The 21,761-nt window shown below is 67.9% G+C and carries 12 protein-coding genes; 2 read left to right on the plus strand and 10 right to left on the minus strand.

Annotation, left to right across the window (positions count from 1 at the left end):
- Positions 1 to 16: 16 nt before the first annotated feature.
- The 5 genes from C2U31_RS24335 to clpS all read right to left on the minus strand — a co-directional run bounded on the left by C2U31_RS24335 (position 17) and on the right by clpS (position 11,629).
- Positions 17 to 1,339 carry a paraquat-inducible protein A gene (locus tag C2U31_RS24335; protein ID WP_103275148.1) on the minus strand — a complete coding sequence of 441 codons (1,323 nt, stop codon included), beginning with the start codon at positions 1,337 to 1,339 and terminating at the stop codon, positions 17 to 19.
- On the minus strand, positions 1,339 to 3,651 hold the full coding sequence (clpA, locus tag C2U31_RS24340; protein WP_103275149.1) for an ATP-dependent Clp protease ATP-binding subunit ClpA: 2,313 nt from the start codon (positions 3,649 to 3,651) through the stop codon (positions 1,339 to 1,341). Before clpA ends, C2U31_RS24335 begins: the two co-directional genes overlap by 1 nt.
- 56 nt (positions 3,652 to 3,707) lie before the next feature.
- Positions 3,708 to 5,963: a penicillin-binding protein 1C gene (pbpC, locus tag C2U31_RS24345; protein WP_369869700.1), complete on the minus strand. Its 2,256-nt coding sequence runs from the start codon at positions 5,961 to 5,963 to the stop codon at positions 3,708 to 3,710.
- Entirely contained in the window at positions 5,918 to 11,161 is a 5,244-nt protein-coding gene (locus C2U31_RS24350; protein WP_103275151.1) for an alpha-2-macroglobulin, read from the minus strand. The genes pbpC and C2U31_RS24350 overlap by 46 nt, the downstream gene beginning before the upstream one ends.
- Positions 11,162 to 11,314: 153 nt before the next feature.
- Complete coding sequence (gene clpS, locus C2U31_RS24355) at positions 11,315 to 11,629, minus strand: ATP-dependent Clp protease adapter ClpS (protein ID WP_103275152.1); 315 nt, start codon at positions 11,627 to 11,629, stop codon at positions 11,315 to 11,317.
- A gap of 226 nt (positions 11,630 to 11,855) precedes the next feature.
- On the opposite strand from clpS, the gene C2U31_RS24360 reads away from it, so the two are divergent.
- Together C2U31_RS24360 and C2U31_RS24365 are read left to right on the plus strand one after the other, a co-directional pair.
- A complete protein-coding gene (locus C2U31_RS24360; RefSeq protein WP_006220277.1) occupies positions 11,856 to 12,101 on the plus strand; it encodes a cold-shock protein in 246 nt (81 codons plus the stop codon).
- A gap of 94 nt (positions 12,102 to 12,195) precedes the next feature.
- Positions 12,196 to 12,678 carry a DUF192 domain-containing protein gene (locus C2U31_RS24365; RefSeq protein ID WP_103275153.1) on the plus strand — a complete coding sequence of 161 codons (483 nt, stop codon included), beginning with the start codon at positions 12,196 to 12,198 and terminating at the stop codon, positions 12,676 to 12,678.
- A gap of 217 nt (positions 12,679 to 12,895) precedes the next feature.
- Here C2U31_RS24365 and pcaF read toward each other — a convergent pair whose 3' ends face one another.
- The 5 genes from pcaF to C2U31_RS24390 form a co-directional block, all read right to left on the minus strand.
- A complete protein-coding gene (gene pcaF / locus C2U31_RS24370) occupies positions 12,896 to 14,101 on the minus strand; it encodes a 3-oxoadipyl-CoA thiolase (RefSeq protein WP_103275154.1) in 1,206 nt (401 codons plus the stop codon).
- A 146-nt stretch (positions 14,102 to 14,247) separates the two neighbouring features.
- Complete coding sequence (locus C2U31_RS24375; RefSeq protein ID WP_103276556.1) at positions 14,248 to 15,657, minus strand: chloride channel protein; 1,410 nt, start codon at positions 15,655 to 15,657, stop codon at positions 14,248 to 14,250.
- 70 nt (positions 15,658 to 15,727) lie between these two features.
- Positions 15,728 to 17,443: a methyl-accepting chemotaxis protein gene (locus C2U31_RS24380; RefSeq protein ID WP_103275155.1), complete on the minus strand. Its 1,716-nt coding sequence runs from the start codon at positions 17,441 to 17,443 to the stop codon at positions 15,728 to 15,730.
- Between the two features lie 344 nt (positions 17,444 to 17,787).
- The gene (gene sodB / locus C2U31_RS24385; protein WP_103275156.1) at positions 17,788 to 18,366 is read right to left on the minus strand and encodes a superoxide dismutase [Fe]; all 579 of its coding nucleotides are present in this window, start codon (positions 18,364 to 18,366) and stop codon (positions 17,788 to 17,790) included.
- 149 nt (positions 18,367 to 18,515) lie between these two features.
- Positions 18,516 to 21,758: an ankyrin repeat domain-containing protein gene (locus C2U31_RS24390; protein WP_158658449.1), complete on the minus strand. Its 3,243-nt coding sequence runs from the start codon at positions 21,756 to 21,758 to the stop codon at positions 18,516 to 18,518.
- Positions 21,759 to 21,761 lie beyond the last annotated feature (3 nt).

Genomic DNA, 21,761 nt, shown 5'->3' on the forward strand with positions numbered 1-21,761 from the left:
GCGCGCGGCGCCGGGACTATGCCTGGCGCTCGGCTGCCGCCGCCGGCGGCTTGTGGCCACCCGCGACCTGCGGTACATCATCCAGCTCCGCATGACCTTCCAGGTCCCAGCTGCGGCGCAGATCGAAGCTCATGGCCGACAGCATGGTCAGGATGACCACAACGCCGAAGGCCGCCGCTCCGCCGCCCGCGCTGATTTCCATCAATCCCTGGAAATCGGCCAAGGCGGCCAGCAATATAACGACAAAAACGTCCAGCATCGACCACTGCCCGATGAATTCAACCATCTGGTACAGGCGCGTGCGCGGCCGCAAGTTGGTGGAACTGCCCCACTGCTCGGTGAGCAACAGCAGCACCAGCGCCAGCAGCTTGGTCAGCGGCACCGCCACGCTGGCGATGAAGACGATGAGCGCGATATCCCAGGAGCCCATGGCCCAGAGTTCAACCACCCCGCCCAGGATCGTGTGCGCGCCGCCCCCCAGCACCGAGCGCACCTGCATCACCGGCAGCACGTTGGCGGGGATGTAGAACACCACGGCGGCCAGCAGCAGCGCCCAGCTGCGCGCCCGATGATCCGGCTTGCGGTAGTGGACCAACGCATGGCAGCGCACGCAGTGATGGTCGGCCTCGGGATCGCCATCGCGCGGCAGCGCCTGGACCTGTCCACAGACATGGCAGCCGGTCAGCACGCTGTCGGGCCCGGCCCGCGGCACATGCACCGGCACCACGCCAGCCGTCTCGGCGTAACGCCAGATCACATGGGGCGACAGGCGGCCCAAAATGGTGAGCAGGACGGTCAGGAGGCCGAAACCGGCCAGGCCGATGCCAGGCGAAACGTCGGCCATGCCAGCCAGTTTCACCACCGCCACCAGCACGCCCAACAGGAACACCGGCACCATGCACCAGGGCCGCAGCAGCCCCAGCAGGCGCATGGCTTGATGGAACCCGCGCGGTTCGCGCCCTTGCGACAAGGGGCCCAGCACCCACAGCAGCACGGACAGCTGCAACAAGGGGAGCACGAAACCGGACAAGCCGGTCATCACGGCGACGATCTCGTGGCCCTGCCGCCAGGTGATGGCGACAGCGTCGAGCAAGGAGGCCTGCTGCACCATGCCCTGGACGGACATGGATGCGACGGGATAGGCGTTGGCGATGCCGAAGATGATCAGCGCGGTGATGGCCAGCGCCAACCAATTGGACAGGGTCAGCCCGCTGTAGCGCCACAAGGTGGAGCCGCAGCGGGTGCAACTGGCGGTTTCGCCGTGTTCGAGCTCATGCCTGCGATAGATACTGGCACAGTGTTCGCACTCGATCAGCGGCTGGCTGCTGTCCGCGGCCATCAGTCAACCAGTTCGACTTCCTGCTTGTCGGGCGCGTCCGAGGACGGCGGCTTGCCGCTGTCCTCGAAATCCAGCGTGACCTTGCCCGACTCGTCCAGATCCACCGTGACCGAACCGCCGTCGACCAGCTTGCCGAACAGCAGCTCGTCGGCCAGCGCGCGCCGGATGGTGTCCTGGATGAGGCGCTGCATGGGCCGCGCGCCCATGAGCGGATCGAAGCCTTCCTTCGCCAGGTGCTCGCGCAGGCGCGTGGTGAACACGGCCTCGACGCGACGCTCGTGCAGCTGGTCTTCCAGCTGCATGAGGAACTTGTCGACCACGCGCAGGATGATTTCGCGGTCCAGCGCGGCGAAGGGGATGATCGCGTCCAGGCGGTTGCGGAACTCGGGCGTGAACATGCGGCGGATTTCCGCCATTTCGTCGCCCACCACCCGCGAATTGGCGAAGCCGATGGAAGGACGGTTCAGGGTCTCGGCGCCCGCGTTGGTCGTCATGATGAGGATGACGTTGCGGAAGTCCGCCTTGCGGCCGTTGTTGTCGGTCAACGTGCCATGGTCCATCACCTGCAGCAGGATGTTGAAGACATCCGGGTGCGCCTTCTCGATTTCATCGAGCAGCAGCACGCAATGCGGCTGCTTGGTGATGGCCTCGGTCAGCAGGCCGCCCTGGTCGAAGCCCACGTATCCCGGCGGCGCGCCGATCAGGCGCGACACGGCATGGCGCTCCATGTATTCCGACATGTCGAAGCGCAGCAGCTCCACGCCCAGCGTGAAGGCCAGCTGACGTGCGACCTCGGTCTTGCCCACGCCGGTGGGGCCGGAGAACAGGAAGGCGCCGATCGGCTTTTCCGGCTTGCCCAGGCCCGAGCGCGCCATCTTGATCGCGGCCGACAGCGCCTCGATGGCGTTGTCCTGGCCGAACACCACGGTCTTGAGGTCGCGGTCCAGCGTGGCGAGCTTGCTGCGGTCGTCGTTGGAGACGGACTGCGGCGGAATGCGCGCGATCTTGGAAACGATGTTTTCGATGTCGACCTTGCCGATCACCTTCTTCTGGCGCGAACGCGGCAGCAGGCGCTGCGCGGCGCCGGCCTCGTCGATCACGTCGATGGCCTTGTCCGGCAGATGGCGGTCGTTGATGTAGCGCGCCGACAGTTCGGCGGCGGCCGACAGCGCGGCCGACGAATAGCGGACGTTGTGATGCTCTTCGAAGCGGCTCTTCAGGCCGCGCAGGATCTGCACGGTCTGCTCGACGCTGGGCTCGGGCACGTCGATCTTCTGGAAGCGACGCGACAGCGCGTGGTCTTTCTCGAAGACGCCGCGGTATTCGGTGTAGGTGGTCGCGCCGATGCACTTGAGCTGGCCCGAGGACAGCGCCGGCTTGAGCAGATTGGACGCGTCCAGCGTGCCGCCCGAGGCCGAGCCGGCGCCGATCAGCGTGTGGATTTCGTCGATGAACAGGATGGCGTCGGGATTGCCGCGGATCTGCTTGAGCACGCCCTTCAGGCGCTGCTCGAAATCGCCGCGGTACTTGGTGCCGGCCAGCAGCGCGCCCATGTCCAGCGCGTAGACCTGCGAGGCCTGCAGGATCTCGGGCACTTCGCCGCGCGTGATGCGCCAGGCCAGGCCCTCGGCGATGGCGGTCTTGCCCACGCCAGCCTCGCCGACCAGCAGCGGGTTGTTCTTGCGGCGGCGGCACAGCACCTGGATGACACGCTCGACCTCGTGCTCGCGTCCGATCAGGGGATCGATGCGGCCGGCCAGCGCGGCGGCGTTCAGGTCATTGGCATACTGATCCAGCGGCGACTGACGCGATTCGCCCTGGTCTTCCCCGTTGCTCTGCTGCTCTTTCTGCACGGCGGCGGACTCCACCTGTGGCTGTTTGGTAATGCCATGCGACAGGAAATTGACCACGTCCAGGCGCGTCACGCCCTGCTGTTGCAGGTAATAGACGGCGTGCGAGTCCTTTTCGCCGAAAATGGCGACGAGCACATTGGCGCCCGTGACGGGTTTCTTGCCGGTGCCGCCCGCCGACACATGCATGATCGCGCGCTGGATCACACGCTGGAAACCCAGCGTGGGCTGCGTGTCGACTTCCGCGCCGCTGGGAATCACGGGCGTGTTTTCCGAGACGAACTGGCGCAGGTTGCGGCGCAGGTCGTCCAGGTTCGCGGCGCAGGCGCGCAGAACCTCGACGGCCGAAGCATTGTCGAGCAAGGACAACAGCAGATGCTCGACGGTGATGAATTCGTGCCGGGCCGAACGGGCCTCGACGAAAGCCATATGCAGGCTGACTTCAAGCTCTTGAGAAATCACGCTTCCTCCGATGACGCATCGAAGCGGTCAAATACACGATTCATATTCTATGCCGATCATGGCGTAACACCAGAGATTTCAAAAACCACACTATCGTGGCGCCCCTTGGTATCCATGACCGTAAGCGTATACCTGCCGTCCTGCGCCAACACTAATTTAAACGGATGAGCCGCCGCGCCATGATTAACGACCCGGCCATCCAGCATCCACCATACCTCACCTTCGGCGCCCTGCGCGTCCACGTCCAGCGCCACCTGCCGGCTGCCCGGCACGGGCCGCAGCACCGCCCCGGCCGAGACGCCGCCCAGGCGCAGCGGCCCCTGGGTGACGTCGGCGTAGCCGGCGAAGGACGGCGGCACCGTGTCGTTCAGGGCCCAGGCCGCGCGCTGCTCGGGGCAGGCGTCGGTCGGGCCGCTGCCCAACCGGTAGCCCAGCGGCCAGCACGTCACGACGGCTTGCACCGTGGCGGGCCGGATCCGGGGTTGCGGCGCGCCTTCCGGCAAGGCCGCGACGATGTCCTGCAGCAACGGCGCCGCCACATTGGCGCCGAAAAAGCCCGGATTGGGGGTGCCGTCCGGACGACCGACCCACACGCCTATCGTCCATCTGTCGGTCACGCCGACCGACCAGGCATCGCGGAAACCGAAACTGGTGCCGGTCTTCCAGGCCAGCCGCCGCCCCTGATTGCCCGATTCATAGAACGGGCGGTCGGGGTGGCCGCCGCTTTCCAGGATGTCCCGGACAATCCAGGCGGCTCCGGCGCTCATCATACGGGACTCCACCCGGGGCTGCTCCGGCCGCAACCGGGGACGCCCCGACAGGCCGCCGCGCGCCAGCGCCCGGTAGGCGCCCACCAGCTCTTCCAATGTGGTGCCGCCTCCGCCCAAAATCAAGCTCAGGTTGGGCTCGGCGCCAGCCGGCAGGCGCAGACGCACCCCGCCCGCCAGCATAACCGAGGCGAAACTGACCGGTCCGACACGGTCCAGCAGGTCCACGGCCGGCACATTCAGGGACCGCTGCAGCGCCTGCGCCACGCTGATCGGCCCCGAGAAGGCGGCCTGGAAATTGCCCGGCGCATAGCCGCCAAAGGACAGCGGCGCGTCAATCAGCAGGCTTTCCGAATGGATCAGCCCTTCGTCCAGCGCCTGCGCATACAGGAAGGGCTTGAGCGTGGAACCCGGCGAACGCACGCCGCGCACCATATCCACGTGCGCGTATCGGGAATCATCGGAAAAATCCGCCGACCCCGCATAGGCCTTGATTTCCAGGCTGTCGTTGTCCATGACCAACACCGCCATGGACACCTTGGGCGGCAGATTGTCGACCCGGTCCAGCAGCATGCGTTCGACCGAAGCCTGCATGTCCGCGTCCAGCGTGGACGCGACCAGCGGCGGACGCTCGCCGGGACGCCGGCGCGGGCCGCCCGCCTCCAGCAACAGGCGCTGGGCGGCCAGCGGCGCCAGCCAACGCGCCCGCAGCGGCGGCGCGATGACGTTCTCGATCTTGGCGTCGGCGACCGCTTCAGCCGTCCAGCGTCCGCGCTCGACCATGCGGTCCAGCACCTTGTCGCGCGCCACCTGCGCCGCCTGCGGATGGCGGTCGGGACGCAGCCGCGACGGCGCCTGCGGCAAGGCGGTCAGCATGGCCGCCTCGGCCGGGCTCAGGTCGCTGGCGGGCTTGCCCAGCCATAGACGGGATCCCATTTCCACGCCTTCGACGATGCCGCCCATGGGCGCATGCGTCAGATACAGGGACAGGATCTCGTCCTTGCTGTAGTGCATTTCCAGCTGCACGGCGCGCCAGGCCTGGCGCAGCTTGGCCGAGATCGTGCGCGACGGCTTGCCGGCCAGCTGTGGGTCGATCAAGCGGGCCGTCTGCATGGTCAGCGTCGAGCCGCCGGACACGATGCGCCGGTTGGTGGCCCACTGCCAGCCGGCGCGCGCCAGCGCCACCGGGTTGACGCCGGGGTGCCAATAGAACCAGCGATCCTCGTAGGTCAGCAGGGTTTCGAGGTAGCGCGGCGACACCTGGGCCGGCGTGACCGGATAGCGCCAGATGCCGTCGCGGCTGGGATAGTTGCGCAGCGGCGTGCCGTCGGCCGAGACGACCACGGCGGCGCCGCCGGAATCGATCGGCGGCAGCGGGAACAGGCGGTCCAGCGCGAATAACAACGCGGCCAGCGTCAGGAGGACGCTGGCCGCGAGGATGCCGCGCCGCCGCCAGCGGCGGGCGCGCGCGGCGCCCGCCGTGGAGGTGGCCGGGGCGGTCAAGGACGCTTCGCGCCGCGATCGCGGATTTCCACGGTGCTCCATTGTTCGCCCACGCCACGGATTTCCGGCCGGTACATGTCTTCCGCCACTGTCGACGGCACCGCGTAGCGGCCCGGCGTCACGACGCGCACCAGGTAGAACACGTCCACCTTGCCTCGGCCCAGCGCCACCGCCGCCACATACCGGTCATCGCGGAATTCGCGGTGCTTGATGTTGGGATTGGACATCGCGTCGGCCACGCGCACGCCGCCGATGGTCCATTCCTGCATCTCGGGGCTTTGCGACAGGTTCATGTTCTCGACCTCGAAGCCGGCCGGCACACGATCCACCAGCAGCGCATCCGGGATGTTCTGGTTGGAGGATGCCTGCACCCAGACCACCAGCATGTCGCCGGTCTGCAGCGTGCCGCCGTCCCATGCGCGGCCATCCGGACGGTACCAGCCGCGCTTGAGCTGGATCACATCGCTGCGCGGAGACGGCGTCACGGTCGGGCTGCCCTGGATGTCATACTCCACGAACAGGGACTGGCTGCCGCTGTTGGTCAGCTGCGTCGAGGCCAGATCGGCGGGCGCCAGCGACACCGTGGCGTCGGCCTTGCCGCCGGTCAGCGGCTTGCGCACGCCGTTGACGGTCAGCGCGGCTTCCCACGGCGTGTTCTTGTCGCCGCCGATCGCGCGGGCCGCCAGCAGCAGGGCCATCTGTTCCTGGGTGGACAGATAGGAACGGTTGCCCAGGCGGTTCGTCAGCTGCGACAGCAACACTTCGCTGCGGTCGTGCTTCAGGCCGTACTGGCTCATCAGCGCATAGGCCAGCGCGTAATCACGCACGCTGCTGCCGTAGTCGCCCATCCACTCGTCGTAGTAGGAGCTGTTGCTGCGACGGACGATGCCGTACTCGCGCGCCATGGCCTGATCCAGCGCGGCCTTCATGCGCCCTTCGTCGCCCATCAGCTTGAACGCCACCGCCAGCTGCACCAGGGGCAGCGGCGAGCGCGCGCGCTCTTGATAGTTGTCGTAGAGCTGGCGCACCGTGGACAGCGGCGCCTTCTTGTCGCGCGCCAGGACCAGCGCGGCCGTGGCCAGGCCGGCGAAGCGGCGATGGTCTTCGCGCAGGGTGTCGACGTAGCTGCTGTCGATGCGGCCCGAGTCGACGCTCTTGCGCAGGTTGGCCGACCAGGTGCCGAACGCGTTGGCGCTCTGCTGCACCTGCTCCAGCAGCCACTGGCGCGAACGGTCCAGAGAGACCTCGGGCGTCGTGAAGCCATGGTCGCGGGCATCCTGCAGGAAGCCCACGGCGTAGGCCGTCAGCCACACGTCGCGCGAGGACGAGCTGCCGCCCCACAGGTTGTACGACCCGACGGCATTACGCATGCCGGACAGGCGGCCGATGGCGCCGGCCACCTTGGCTTCGCGCTCGGCCTGCGTGCGCGGCTTGAGCCCGAACTGCTTGGCGGCGTCCTCGTCGATCAGCACCCACGGCAGGGTCGCGCTGATGGTCTGCTCGGTGCACCCATACGGATAGTTGAGCAGGCCTTCGACCAGGCGATTGACGTTGAACGGCGGCCGGTTCGAGACGGTCAGGCTGACCGTGGTCGAATCCGGATAGTAGGACGAGATCCACGAAGCCTGCGGCGACTGGCTTTCACCCGGGTTCAGACGCAGGCGGCGGACCTGGCGCTCGGCGGCGTGCGCGGGCTGCACCTGCAGCACGGACTCGCGCACGATGCGCAGCGGCTGCGCGCCACCCTGTCCGTCCACGGTCAGGCGCATCAGGCCCAGCCCGTAGGAACCGGTGGTGGTGGCGGTGAAACGCAGCGTGACGCGCTGCTTGTCCTTCAACTGGACCGTGCGCGTGCCATCGACGATGGCCAGCGGATCCAGCGCCTCGAGCTTGACCGTGACCTTCTGCGGCGAGCCGCTAAGGTTGGTCACGTCCAGCGCGATCGCGGACTGGTCGCCCGGGGTGATGAAGCGGGGCGTGTTCAGCTCGGCCACGATGGGCGCGGCCACCACCATTTCGGCGTCGGTGCTGCCGAAGTTGTCGGCGGTGAATGCCACGGCCATCAGGCGCAGCGTGCCGTTGAAGTCGGGCAGGTCCAGCGGAATGTCGGCCTCGCCCTTGTCGTTGAGCTTGACCACGCCCGAGAACAGGTCGACCAGCTTGACCTTCTTGGGCAGGCTCTTACTGTCGCCGCGCATGGCGGCGTCGCCGCCCCACTTCAGCTTGCCCTTGGTGCCGTCCATCTTCTCGATGAGCTTGCCGTACATGTCCAGCAGTTCGGGCGCGTAGCGGTGCTTGCCGAAGAAGAAGTCCAGCGGGTTGGGCGTGGCGTACTGGTTGATGTTCAGGATGCCGACGTCCACCGCCGACAGCGTGACCATGGCCTGCTTGCCCTGGGCGCCGTCCACCTTGACGCGGATGCTGGCCTTGGTTTCAGGCACGGTCTTGGCCGGCGCGGTGATCTTCACGTCGAGCTTGCGGTCGGCGCTGGCGATCGGCAGATAGGTCAGGCCCAGCGCGCGCGCCGGCGTGACGCGGTCGCCTTCGCTGCCGGGACGGAACACCGCGGCCGAGACGTACAGGTCGTGGCGCTTCCAGGCCTTGTCGATGGGGATCTCGACCTGCGTGCCGGTCGCCTTGACCGAAACCCAGGTGGACCACAGCATGCGGTCGCCCTCGACCATCACCAGGGCCTGGCCGTCATGCGGCGGCGTCAGCGTGAGCTTGACGCTGTCGCCCGGCTTGGCGGGCACGCCCTCGAGCTTCATCTGCACGCGGTCCGGGCGGTTGCCCATGGCGTCGGCGTCCTGCGCGTTCCAGCCCGCGTAGAAGCGGTAGCGCATGGTTTCGCCGGTTTCCGGATCGGAAATTTCCAGGCGGTAGCGGCCCCACTTGACGTTGACGGTCAGCTGGGCGCGATCGTTCAGCGCGATGGCGCGCGAATCCTGCAGTTCCTCGGTTTCGGTGTAGCCGCTGTTCCAGCCGCGCTGGTCGTCGAAGCGCCAGTAGTACTGGCGTTCCTCGCGGTACAGGCGCATCTGGGCCTGGGCCAGCGGAGCCTTCTCGCCGGCCGACGTCACGCGCACCACTTCGAACACGGCGGGCGCGTTCTCGCGCGCCACGTCGCCGTCGAACTGCGGACGCACGGCGATCAGCGTGTCGGCGGGCCAGACGGCGCGCTCGATGGAACGCACCACCGGACGGCCGCCCGATTCCAGCAGGCTGGCCGACACGCGCACCTTCATGGGCGAATGCGTGCCGTCGGTGTTCGGGTTCACTTCGATGATGGCCTTGCCGTCGTCGTCCAGCGCGAGTTCGGGCAGCTCGCCGAACGTGCGGCGCGAGTCATCGGCCACGTCGCCGAAGATGAAGCCGGGCCATTGCTGCGGCAGGGCAACGCGGTTGCGCTTGACCTGGAAGGTCGCCAGCAGACGGTTGCCGGCGGCGGGCGCGCCGTACAGGTAATCGCCCTGCACATCGATCGACAGCTCGTCGTCGGGGCTCAGCACCTGCTGTTCCGTATCGAGCGTCATCTTCATGCGCTCGGGCAGGAATTCCTCGACCTGGAACTTCCACGAGGCATCCGGAGCGCGCGACGCGGGGTCGACGCGCAGCTCCAGTAGCCAGGTGCCGGTCTGGGCGTCCGGCGGCAGATCGATGGCGCGCTCGACGTAGCCTTGCAGGTCCTTCGCGGGCTGCCACAGCGTGGTCTGCACCACGCGGCCGTCGGGGCGCTTGATGGTGGCGGTCAGCGGCGACGGCGGCATCACGCGGCCGTCCAGGTCGCGCGGCAGCACCGACACATGGAAGGTTTCGCCGGGGCGGTACAAATTGCGGCCGGCGTAGACGAACAGGTTGTTGGGACGCGACACATGGCCGCCGATGTCGAACTCGGACAGGTCCAGCGCGGGCTCGGCCAGCGCCAGCACCGTCATTTCCTTGTCGCGCGAGGCGCGGATCAGGCGCGCATTGGTGAAGCTGCCTTCGAAGCGCACATGGCCCTGGCCGTCGGCCGCCGCCTTGGCGAGCGACTTGCCGGCGCCGTCGACCAGCTCGAAGACCGCGCCGGAGATGGCCTGGCCGCTCTTGAGCGAGACGGAATAGGCTTCGATGCGGTCGCTGTAGCGGCGGGCGTGCAGGCCGATGTCGCTGACGTAGAAATAGCTGACCTGGTATTCATAGCGGAAGCGGCCGGGCTGGCTCATCACCGCGATGTAGATGCCGGGCTCCTGCAGTTCCTTGATGCCTTCGACCGGCAGGAAGGTGACGTGGCGGCGGTTCGGCTTGTCGTCGGTGACGAAGCGGCCCTGGTAAACGCTGGTCGTCAGCGTGTTCAGGCGGTCCAGGTCCCAGTTGCTGACCGAGCCCTTCAGGCTGCGGTTGTCGGAATAGCGCCAGCCGTCTTCGCCGTCGTAGTCGACGCCGTCATCGTCGGAGGACGAGGCGCTGCGGCCCAGGCCCAGCACGGAATCGAACAGTTCGGGCACGCGGTCCGGCTCGACGCGCAGGAACTGCACATCGACCTCGGGCACGTTGACCGTGGCCACCGGCAGGCCGCCGTTCTGGCCGGCGGGCAGCACCACGCCGCGGCTGGCGAAGTAGAACGACGGCGGCATGGCTTCCGTGCTCACCTCGCAATGCGACGAGGAGACCAGCGTGGCCTTCTCGATGCCGGGCAGACCGGCGCGCAGGCCGATGGAGTACGAGCGCTGCGGCTGCACGTAGGGGAAATAGATCATGCGCGGGTTGTCGCCCACGACCCAGCTGCCCTTGACGATCTTGCCCTTGGGCGCGGCGTCGCCGCTCTTGACCGACATGGGTTTGTCGCCGGCGCTGGCCGCCGACTCGTTGTCCTGGTCGGCCTTGCCCGAGCTCGAGCCGGTGTCCGTGACCTGCAGGAAGCCTTCAAGCTCGGCCTTGGCGTCGACCGGCTGGGTGAAGGTCACCGCCAGCGCCAGGCTGTCGCGGAACTGGCGCGACTGGCAGTTCAACGCGGCGAAGGGATCTGCCTTGCCGACCGTCGCGGTCGCCGCCAGCGCCGGCTTGGCGTCGCCGGATGCCGGCTGCGGCGAGGGGGAGCTGCCAGCCGGCGAGGACGTCGCGGCGGGCGTGGACGCGGCGGGCGGACCCGCATCGGACGGCGTGCGCCCCTGCCCCACCCACCAGCCCACGCCGACGGCGCCGGCCACGACTATTGCGCCGGCGATCGCCAGCCAGGACTTGCTGTTCTTTCCACTCACGGCAAACCTCCCCGTTTGCTCGACTGCAACGCTCCTTTGCGGCGGAGCTGCCGACCTGCATGACGCCGCGCGCCTCTCATTGCGCGGCCCGCGTTTTCATTGACCGGAAAACGCGGCGCCGCCATCACTGGCGGCGGCTTGGTTCCTTGCTGCCTAGACGGGCTCCATCACGCATTGCAGCGGATGCTGGCGCGCCCGGGCGTACTGAGCCACCTGGGCGATCCGCGTCGCCGCGACATCGCGCGGGTAGACGCCGCAGACGCCGCGCCCTTCGTGATGGACCTGCAGCATGATCCGCGTCGCGTCTTCATGGTTCTTGTTGAAGAACTTCTGCAGCACCTTCACGACGAACTCCATCGGCGTGTAGTCGTCATTTAGCAGCAGCACCTGGTACATCGGCGGCGGCGCGGCGCGTGCCGGCGCCTTCTCGACGGCCAGATCGTGCTGGGTATCCAAGGTAGAACTCATAGCGCGGGTATTCTATTTAAACTGGGGACGGTTTGCATGCAACTTACTCAAAATTACACGTAGAAATGCGTAGTTTCCATACTTGACTCACCGAAGAAAAGCGGCGCATTATCCACGCATTCTGGGGTTTTCAGCTCGCTGAAAAGCTGCCAGGAGGCCGGAGGGGGTAAGGGGTTTCGGCCGCGATGCCCTTCTGTCAAACATACGATTCAATGAGGCAGTCCGCATGTCTGATACGACCGCAACCGCCGTCCAAGGGGACAATCCCAAATCGACGGGCACCGTCAAATGGTTCAACGATGCGAAAGGGTTTGGCTTCATTACGCCCGATGACGGCGGAGAAGATCTGTTCGCCCACTTTTCGTCCATCCAGATGAATGGTTTCAAAACCCTGAAGGAAGGTCAGAAAGTCGCCTTTGAGATTATCCAAGGGCCCAAAGGCAAGCAAGCGCTCAATATCACTGCTGCCTGAGTTACCCTATATAGCCCAACCTCCGGGTTGCGCCATTATCCCAGGCGGGGCTTTCGGGCCCCGCCTTGTTATTTTCTTATTTCCGTTCCCGCATATGCTGAAGACTGCCGTATCGAATCCTGTAAGCCGTACGCTGTTTGAGGCAGGACGTTCGGCACTGGCCGCCGCCCTGCTCGCCCTGCCGGCGCTGGCCGGCGCGCAGACCGGCCCGCAGCCGGAACTGCCGCGCACGCAGTTGTCCGCCGGCATCCACATTATCCGCGCAGAAGTCGCCAACACGGAAGAGAGCCGTCGCAGCGGCCTGATGTTCCGTCGCGAACTGCCCGGCAACGACGGCATGCTGTTCGTGTTCGAGAACCCCGACGTGCAGTGCTTCTGGATGCGCAATACGCTCCTGCCGCTGTCGATCGCCTTCATCACCGATGATGGCACGATCGTCAATATCGAAGACATGGCGCCGCAGACCGAAGACCCGCACTGCTCGAAGAAGCCGGTGCGCTATGCGCTGGAAATGGCGCAGGGCTGGTACGAGCAGCACGGCATCCAGGCCGGCCGCAAGATCGACGGATTGCCGTAGGGAGCCCCCCCGAGCGCTGCGCGCTTCCCCCAGGGGCGCCGCTGCGGACCGGCAAAGCCGGCTCCGCGCGGCCCGGATGGCGGTGGCTACGTCGGCTTGATGCGAAGATTGTTGGACCGCCGATGCGCGGCGCATCGACATTGCCATGCCGTAAAAAGGGAGCCTTTCGGCTCCCTTTTTGCTTGCGCGCTCGCTGGTTGGCGAGCGCGTTGCCTGGTCAGACGCGTTCGATGATCAGCGCGATGCCCTGGCCGACACCGATGCACATGGTGCACAGCGCGTAGCGGCCGCCGGTGCGGTGCAGCTGGTTGATGGCGGTGGTGGCTAGGCGGGCGCCGCTGGCGCCCAACGGGTGGCCCAGGGCGATGGCGCCGCCGTTCGGGTTCACGCGCGGATCGTTGTCGGCGATGCCCAGTTGGCGCAGCACGGCCAGGCCTTGCGCGGCGAAGGCTTCGTTCAGCTCGATCACGTCCATCTGTTCCAGCGTCAGGCCGGTCTGGGCCAGCACCTTGCGCGTCGCGGGCGCCGGGCCGATGCCCATGATGCGCGGCGCGACGCCGGCGGTGGCCATGCCGACCACGCGCGCGCGCGGCGTCAGGCCGTGGCGGGCAGCAGCCTTTTCGTCGGCCAGCAGCAGCGCCGCGGCGCCGTCGTTCACGCCCGAGGCGTTGCCGGCCGTCACGCTGCCGCCTTCGCGGACCACGCCCTTGAGCTTGGCCAGCGCTTCCAGCGTGGTTTCACGCGGATGCTCGTCCTTGGAGACGATGATGGGATCGCCTTTCTTCTGCGCGATCGACACGGGCACGATTTCGGCGTCGAAGTAGCCTTCCTTCTGCGCGCGGGCGGTCTTTTGCTGGCTGGCCAGCGCGAACAGATCCTGGTCTTCGCGGCTGATCTTGAAGTCGTCGGCCACGTTCTCGGCGGTCTCCGGCATGGAGTCCACGCCGTACTGGGCCTTCATCAGCTTGTTGATGAAACGCCAGCCGATGGTGGTGTCGTAGATCGCGGCGCTACGCGAGTAGGCGCTGTCGGCCTTGCCCATGACGAAGGGCGCGCGGCTCATGCTTTCCACGCCGCCCGCCAGCATCAGGCCGGCTTCGCCGGCGCGGATGGCGCGCGCGGCGCCGCCGATGGCGTCCAGGCCCGAACCGCACAGACGGTTGACCGTCGCGCCCGGCACCTCGATGGGCAGCCCGGCCAGCAGCGTGGCCATGCGGGCGACGTTGCGGTTGTCTTCGCCGGCCTGGTTGGCGCAGCCCAGGATCGCATCGTCCAGCTCTTCCCAACGCACGCCGGGATTGCGAGCTACCAGGGCCTTGAAGGCCACGGCGGCAAGATCATCCGGCCGCACGGACGCCAAGGCGCCGCCGTAGCGGCCGAAGGGAGTGCGGATCGCATCGCAGATATAGGCATGCACGGTCATGAGTCGCTCTGAAAGAGTAAGGAAAACGGGATCTTCCGATCGGATCGCAGGATCTTAACGCAGCCCATTTCGCGCCAATTTGGTGCCTGCAAGGTGTGTCCGCCTCGCGGACGGTGTCCGGCTGATGTTCAGTCAGCGTACCGCGCTCAGGATCCGCCCACGGGCGAGGCGGCCGGCTTGGCCGCGCGTCCCGCCTCGACCAGCGCCTGGCGCCGGAAGCGGCCGGCGGCCAGGTGATAGAACGGCTGCGGGCAGAACTGACGCGACACGCCCGAGGCCAGCAACGCCCCCACCAGCAGCCAGAACAGCATGGGCTGGCTGCCCGTCATTTCCATCACCACCACGCTGGCGGTCAGCGGCGCCTGCGTGGCGGCCGCCAGGAACGCCGCCATCGACAGCAGCACCAGCACGCGCTGGTCGACGCCATCGCCGGCCAATTGCCAGATGTGATGGCCGATGCCGGCGCCGGTGGTCAGCGCCGGCGTGAAAATGCCGCCGGGTATGCCGGCCCAGTAGGACGCCACGGTGGCCGCCAGCTTGGCCAGCCCGAAGCCGGCGGGCACGCCGTCGTTCCCCGACAACAGGCCGGCCGCCGAGCCATAGCCCGTGCCATACACGCCGCCGGCCGTGCACAGGCCGATCAGGGCCAGCGCCAGGCCCATGATGAACGCGGTCCAGACGGGATGCGCCCGGATCCAGGCGCGCCACCTGCGCGGCGCGGCGCCCGCCGCGCCCTTGCCCAGCAGGCGGGCGAAGATGCCGCCCAGCGCACCGTTGAGCGCGCCGCAGACCAGCACCCACATCAGCATGCCCTGGTTCAGCGGCTCGCCGGCGAACACGCCGAAGTACGGGTTGTTGCCGGCCACGGCAACCACCAGGAAGCCGGCCGCCAGCACGCCGATCAGCACCAGTCGCTGCCAGCGCAGCACCGTGCCCCGGCCCAGCTCCTCGATGGCGAAGATCACGCCGGCCAGCGGCGCGTTGAAGGCCGCGGCCAACCCGCCGGCCGCGCCGGCCGCGATCAGTTCATTGGCGTGGAAACCGCGCAGTCGCAGGCCACGGCGCTTCCAGAAATCGCCCCAGGCCAGCATCACGGCCGCGCCCACCTGCACCGACGGGCCTTCGCGGCCAATGGAGGCGCCAGCCAGCATGCCCAAAAAGGCCAGCGGCACTTTCCACAACGCCTGAACCAGCGAGACCAGGCTGGTCTGCCCCGGACCGGGCGGTAGCGACAAGGCGCCGATGACTTGGGGGATGCCGCTGCCCGCGGCGTTGGGCGCGAAGCGCAAGGTGAGCCAGCGCAGCGCGGCCAGCGCCGGCGGCAGGATCAGCAGCGCCAACCAGCCGCTGTGCCCGACCCAGGCGCGGTTCCATTCCAGCGCCTTGTCGGCCAACCAGGCGAAACCCAGCGATACCAGGGCGACCAGCGCGGCGCCGCCCAGCAACAGGCCCATCTGCACGCTCTTGCGCGACAGCCGGTTGATCTGGCGCAGCTTGCGGCGCGCCAGATGGCGCGCGCCCGCATAGGCGCGGCGCAAGGGATGGGATGGGTTCATGGCGATCACCTTACCATCGCAAGCTGACCGCCAGCCCACAGGCCCGCCGGCGGGCGGCGGGCCTGACCGCTCAGAACGTGGACCAGTCGTCCTCGCCGGCATGCGCCAGCGCGGGCTGGGCCTGCGGCTTGCGCGCGGCGGACGCCGCAGGCACCGCGCGGGCCACCACGGGCCTGGCCTGGACCAGGCGCGCCTGCGCCTCGCGCGCCGAACCGCCGGCATCGCCCGCTTCCACCTTGAAGCGGCGCACTTCCTGCGCCAGGCGGCCGGCCTGTTCCTGCATGCTGGCGGCGGCCGCGGCGGCCTCTTCCACCAGCGCGGCGTTCTGCTGCGTCACGGTGTCCATCTGCGCCACGGCCTGGTTGACCTGGCCGATGCCCGAGGACTGCTCGGCCGATGCGCTGGATATCTCGCGCACCAGCGTGGCGACCTGGCGCACGCTGTCCACCACTTCGCGCATGGTGCTGCCCGCCTCGTCGACCTGACGGGTGCCGCCTTCGACGCGCTGGACCGATTCGTCGATCAGGGCCTTGATTTCCTTGGCCGCGACCGCCGAGCGCTGCGCCAGCGTGCGCACTTCGCCCGCCACCACGGCAAAACCACGCCCCTGTTCGCCGGCGCGGGCGGCTTCCACCGCCGCGTTGAGCGCCAGGATGTTGGTCTGGAAGGCGATGCCGTCGATCACGCCCGTGATGTCGGCGATGCGGCGCGAGCTGTCGGAGATCGCGCTCATGGTCTGCACCACGCCGTCCACCACTTCGCCGCCGCGCAACGCCACGGCCGAGGCCTGCTCGACCAGGCGGTCGGCCTGGCTGGCGTTGTTGGCATTCTGTTGCACGGTGCTGGTCAGTTCTTCCATCGACGCGGCCGTCTCTTCCAGCGAGGAAGCCTGCTCCTCGGTGCGCTGGGACAGGTCGGAGTTGCCCTGCGCGATCTGCGAGGACGCCGAGGCGATGCTCTCACAGCCGTCGCGCACGTCGCGCACGATGCGAGCCAGGCTTTCGTTCATTTCCTTGAGCGCGCCCATCAGGTCGCCCGTTTCGTCGCGCGTGGCCACCTTGATGTCGGTGGTCAGATCGCCCGCGGCGACCTGGCGCGCGGCGTTCACCGCCTGTTGCAACGGCCGCACGATACCGCGCGTGACCAGCCAGCCCAGCAACATGCCGATGGCCACGCCCAGCACCGCCAGCGTGATCATCAGCGCGCGCATGCGTTCGTACAGGTCGGTGCCGGCCTGCACCGACACGGCCGCGGCCTTTTCCTTGCTCACGGCCAGGTCCGTCATCAGGTCGTCCAGCTTCTGCGACGAGACCACCACGCGCTTCTCTATTTCCTTGACGGCCGCATCGGTCTGGGTCAGCGCCTGCGACTGGGCCGCGCTGAAGAAGTCCTGGGCCTCGCGCTTCCAGGTGTTCTCGATCTCGATGAACTGCGCCAGCAGGCGCTTGCCTTCGTCGGTCTGGAAGGTCTGGCCGGCGCGGTCGCGCAGCTTGTCCATGGTCTGCACGGCATCGTCAAACTGCTTGCGCAGCGCCTTGCGCTCCTGCTCGCTGGTCGCGGCCAGATACCCGGTGCGCGCGCGTCCGGCGTAGATCAGGTTGATGTTCGCTTCCTTGATATCCGAAACGCCGCGCAGCTCGGTGTCATAGAGCCGGTCGTTCATTTCGTTGATGCTGGCGAGTCCCCAGACGCCGAAGGCGCCGATCACGCCGCCTATCACCGCCACAATTAAAAATGCGCCCGACAGGCGGGCGCCGATACGCAGACCAGAAAATAACCGCAACATGCTTCCCTTCCCGTGATCTACCCCGGTGTTATGGCGGCTACGCCGCAGTCCCCGGCTCCGAGGTTCAGTCATGGACTGGCGCCAACAATAGCGCTCGGCATTTTTAGGGGAAACCCTAAAGAAAAGGCTGTTTCTCAGGTAATTCGATGCAATGAACTCGACAATCGACAGGGCGATTGAAAAAACCTCACGTTATCAATGAGTTCCATTGATACAAAACCTTCAATAAAGTTCTTTCGCGCCTCCCGCGAAAAAACAAGACCCCTCGGCAAGGCCGAGGGGTCCGGGTCCGGCGTGGCGCGCGCGCCGCAAGGCGGCGCGGGCGTCCGGCGGATAAAGCGGGATCAGGCGAAGTTCTTCGCGGCAAAGTCCCAGTTCACCAGCGCCCAGAAGTTTTCCAGGTACTTGGGACGGGCGTTGCGGTAGTCGATGTAGTAGGCGTGTTCCCACACATCACAGGTGAGCAGCGGCTTGTCGGCCGTGGTCAGCGGGGTGGCGGCGTTGCTGGTGTTGACGATGTCCACCGAGCCGTCGGCCTTCTTGACCAGCCAGGTCCAGCCCGAGCCGAAGTTTCCGGCGGCCGACTTGTTGAAGGCTTCCTTGAAAGCGTCGAAGCTGCCCCACTTGGCGTTGATGGCGTCAGCCAGCTTGCCGCTCGGCGCGCCGCCGGCCTTGGGAGCCAGGCTGTTCCAGTAGAACGTGTGGTTCCAGATCTGAGCCGCGTTGTTGAAGATGCCGCCCGAGGACTTCTTCACGATCTCTTCCAGCGACAGGTTTTCGAATTCCGTGCCGGGGATCAGGTTGTTCAGGTTGGTGACGTAGGTCTGATGATGCTTGCCGTAGTGGAACTCCAGCGTCTCCTTGGAGATGTGCGGAGCCAGGGCGTCCAGTTCGTAAGGCAGGGGGGGAAGAGTGTGTGCCATGTGATGGTTCCTTCTGTTGAGAGCACGATCAAGCCGGTCCATTGTATCGGCAAGACAATGAGGATACCGGCTTAACCCCGAGCTGGCGCGGGTTAAGCGGGCATGAGCAAATGCGCGCCGGCGCGGGTCGCGGCGCGCAAATGCGAACGTTACTCTTTCGCGTAACGCAACGCCCTGCCCCCGCGCGTTTCCACCAGCGAGCCATCTTCGCGCAACGTCATTGAAATATGCAGCGGCGAGGCCGACGCGGCTTGCGGCAAGGCCAGGTCGATGCGGATGGCGCGCGCAGCCGGATCCAGCTTCGACACGTCGACGAAATGCCAGCGCGCGCCCGAGGGCAGCGGCACGAACACGGCCAGCGCGCGCAGCTCGCCAGCGGAGGCAACAGGCGCGCTGACGCCGTCCTCGCCTTCGGACTCGCGCGGCGCGCCGGCATAGTCGTCGCTGGCCGAGGACATGGCCACATCCGCCCTGACCAGCCTGCCCTGGTAGTACACGCGCACGGTCAGATTTTCCGGCCGGGCCGGCTCGCCGCCGGCGCGCACGCCCGCCAGCGCCGAGAACGGCTGCAGCGGCGGCGTGTCCAGGTAGACCTGCTTGCCGTCGCTGCGCCAGGCGCCGCTGGCGCTGATGTCCACCGCGCCGTAGCTCATCAGGTAGTCAAAACTGCCGTCCTCGGACAGCACCAGTTCGCTACCGACCTCGCGCACGCCTTGCAGGTAGTAATGGCCCGGCAGCCGCTGCGGCGCGGCCGACTTGCTGACCGCCTTGCTCACGCCGCGGCCGTGCGGCGCCGCAGCCTGCGCCGGACATGCCGGCTGCAGCGACACGCCCTGCGCGGCCAGCGCTTCGTTGAACGCGGGCGCGGCCTGGCACAGCAGGATCTGCGCGAAGTCCTGGCCCGGCGGCGCGGCGACTTGCGTGAAGCGCGCCTTGTGCGTGGCCAGCAGGGCCAGCATCTCGGGCTGCCCGGTCTCCAGCGCGGTCCAGGCCGGGCTGCGGCCCTGGAGATCGGGCGCATCGGGATCGGCGCCCGCCGCCAGCAGCGCGTCGGCCAGATCCTTGCGGCCGAGTCGGATGGCGGCGTTCAACGGCGTTTCGCCGTCTTCCTGCGGCGCCTGCAGGTCGGTGCCGCCAGCCTTGAGCCGCCGCAGCACGTCCACGGCCGTGTCGCGCCGCGCCACGATCAGCTCGCGGCCCTGCAACAGGGCCGCCAGCACGCGCCGTCCCAACGGCGCGCCGCAGTCGGCGGAGCCGCCGTTGAAGCCCAGTTGCTGCAGGCCGGCGAAATAACCAGGTCCGTCGAGCAGACGGAATTCGCCGCCATCGGGCAGGCAGGCGCGGTCCAGCCCCTGCCCCGTGGCCTGCGCGACGCGGCGCGCCAGCGCAATGTCGCCGGAGCCGGCGGCGGCGTTGATCAGGGCGTAAGGCGCCGGCGCCCGGGGCAGGCGCGGATCGTCCAGGCGCGCGCCGCCGCGCAGCAGACGGTCCAGCCCGGCCTGATTGCCTTGCGCGATCAGCCAGTACAGCGCGCTCTGCCCGTCCGAGGCCAGGCCGGCCGGGTCTGCGCCCTTGGCCAGCAGGCGGTCGACGATGGCGTCCTGGCGCAGTATCGCGGCGGCCAGCAGCGGCGGCTCGTCGGCATGGTCCTGCGACGCGCCGTCGCCACCGGCCGCCGCCGGCGGTCGCGGATTGACGGGCACGCCCGCATCGATCAGATAGATGGCCAGCGCCTCGTTCCTGCTGCTCACAGCCTGGCGGATGGCATCCGCGTCCAGCGTCTTCAGGTCGAAGCCGGCGTCCACCCACAGCCGCAGCATGGCCAGCCCGTCAGCTCCCGGCTGCTTCAGGGCCAGCAGCACCGGCGAGCGGGTCGGATGACGCATCAGGGCCTGCAAGGTGTCCGGCCGCGCCGCTTTCAGCAACTCGCGCAACAGCGCGGTATCGCCGGCCGTCACCGCCTGCTCCAGCGCCGAACGGCTGTCGTAGTTGTCCCGTTGCAGGGCCGGATCGGCCCCGGCCGCCAGCAGGATCCTGGCCGCTTCCGGCTGCCGCCGCGCCACCGCCTCGGCCAGCGGCGTATTGCCATGGCGCTCGCCGGCGTCGCCCTCGACCGGCGCGCCCAGCTCCACCAACCGGCGCAGGGTGACCGTGTCGCCGCGCTGCGCGGCCAGATTCATGATCGGACGGTCGCCGCCCTCTACGCGCAGGAACAGGGGATTGGACGACCCGGTGAGAGGACCGCGTTGCGCGTAGGGCATGCCCGCCTGCAGCAATTGCACGGCGATCTCCGGATGACCGCCAATCACCGCCGCCTGCGCGGCATCCAGCCACACATCGCGCACGCCTTTCTCGCCATAGCCGGTCGCCGGCACGGTCCTGGGCACCAACTCCATCAGCGCCGGCACGGCGCCGGCGTTGCCGGTGTAGGCCGCCAGCGCCAGCGGACTCAATTCGTTGTCGAAGGCCGGGCGCGTGCCGGTGGCGGCGAAGGCCCGCAGCACGTCGCCGCCCTCGGTCAGTTCGACCAGCGGATTCCAGCTCAGGAAATCCGCCATGCGCCTGGGTTCGCCGGCAGCGTCGGTCAGCGCGCTCGCGCCGCCCGGCTTGGCGTCGTCCAGCCCCAGGAAGGGCCGCTGCGCGCCCGCCTTCAGCAGCGCCTGCACCATGCGGGCCATGTCCGGGCGATCCACCAGACGCGGCAGATAGGTCATGCGGACCGCGAACTCGAAATCGCGATCAAGCAGGAACTCCAGCGGCTTGCGTCCTTCGTCGCCGGCCTGGTTCGGATCGGCGCCGGCCGCCAGCAGCATGTCCACGATCTGCGGCGAGCCATAGAGCAGCGCCAGTTGCAGCGCCGTGCGGCGCGACTGGTACGTGGCATCGTTGAGCGCCGGCTTGGTGGCCAGCAGCGCCGCCAGCATGCGCGTGCGCGCCGGCAGCGCGGCGCGGTGCTCATCGCGCAGGCGCGCGGCTTCGTCCTTAGGCATGTCCCAATAGACATGCTTGGAACGCAGGCCGCGCGGCGGCATCAGCAGCACGTGCAGCAACGGCCGGCCGTCGTCGGCATAGTCGCCGGGATGCGGCACGCCGGCCAGGGCGGCCGTGAACGCGGCCTCGTCGTTGGCCCGCGCGGCCTCGAACAAGGCCCGGACCTCGGGTGTTTCCGCCGTGGGATAGTCGCGGTACGGCGACTGGCAATCGCAGTCCCGGGCCGGCTCCTTCCGCGCCACGGGCGGAGGTGGCGCGGGCACCGGCACCGCGCTGTCCGCCAGAGGCACCTCGAAAGGAACGCCCAGCGCGGCGGCGTCCGAAGCGGCCCAGGCCGGGGTTCCTATCGTTCCAACGGCCAGCAGGCCGGCGAAGGGCCAAGCAATCGCTTTTCGCAGCATGGT

It is taken from the genome of Achromobacter sp. AONIH1, assembly GCF_002902905.1.
In the GTDB taxonomy this organism is placed as follows: Bacteria; Pseudomonadota; Gammaproteobacteria; order Burkholderiales; family Burkholderiaceae_B; genus Achromobacter.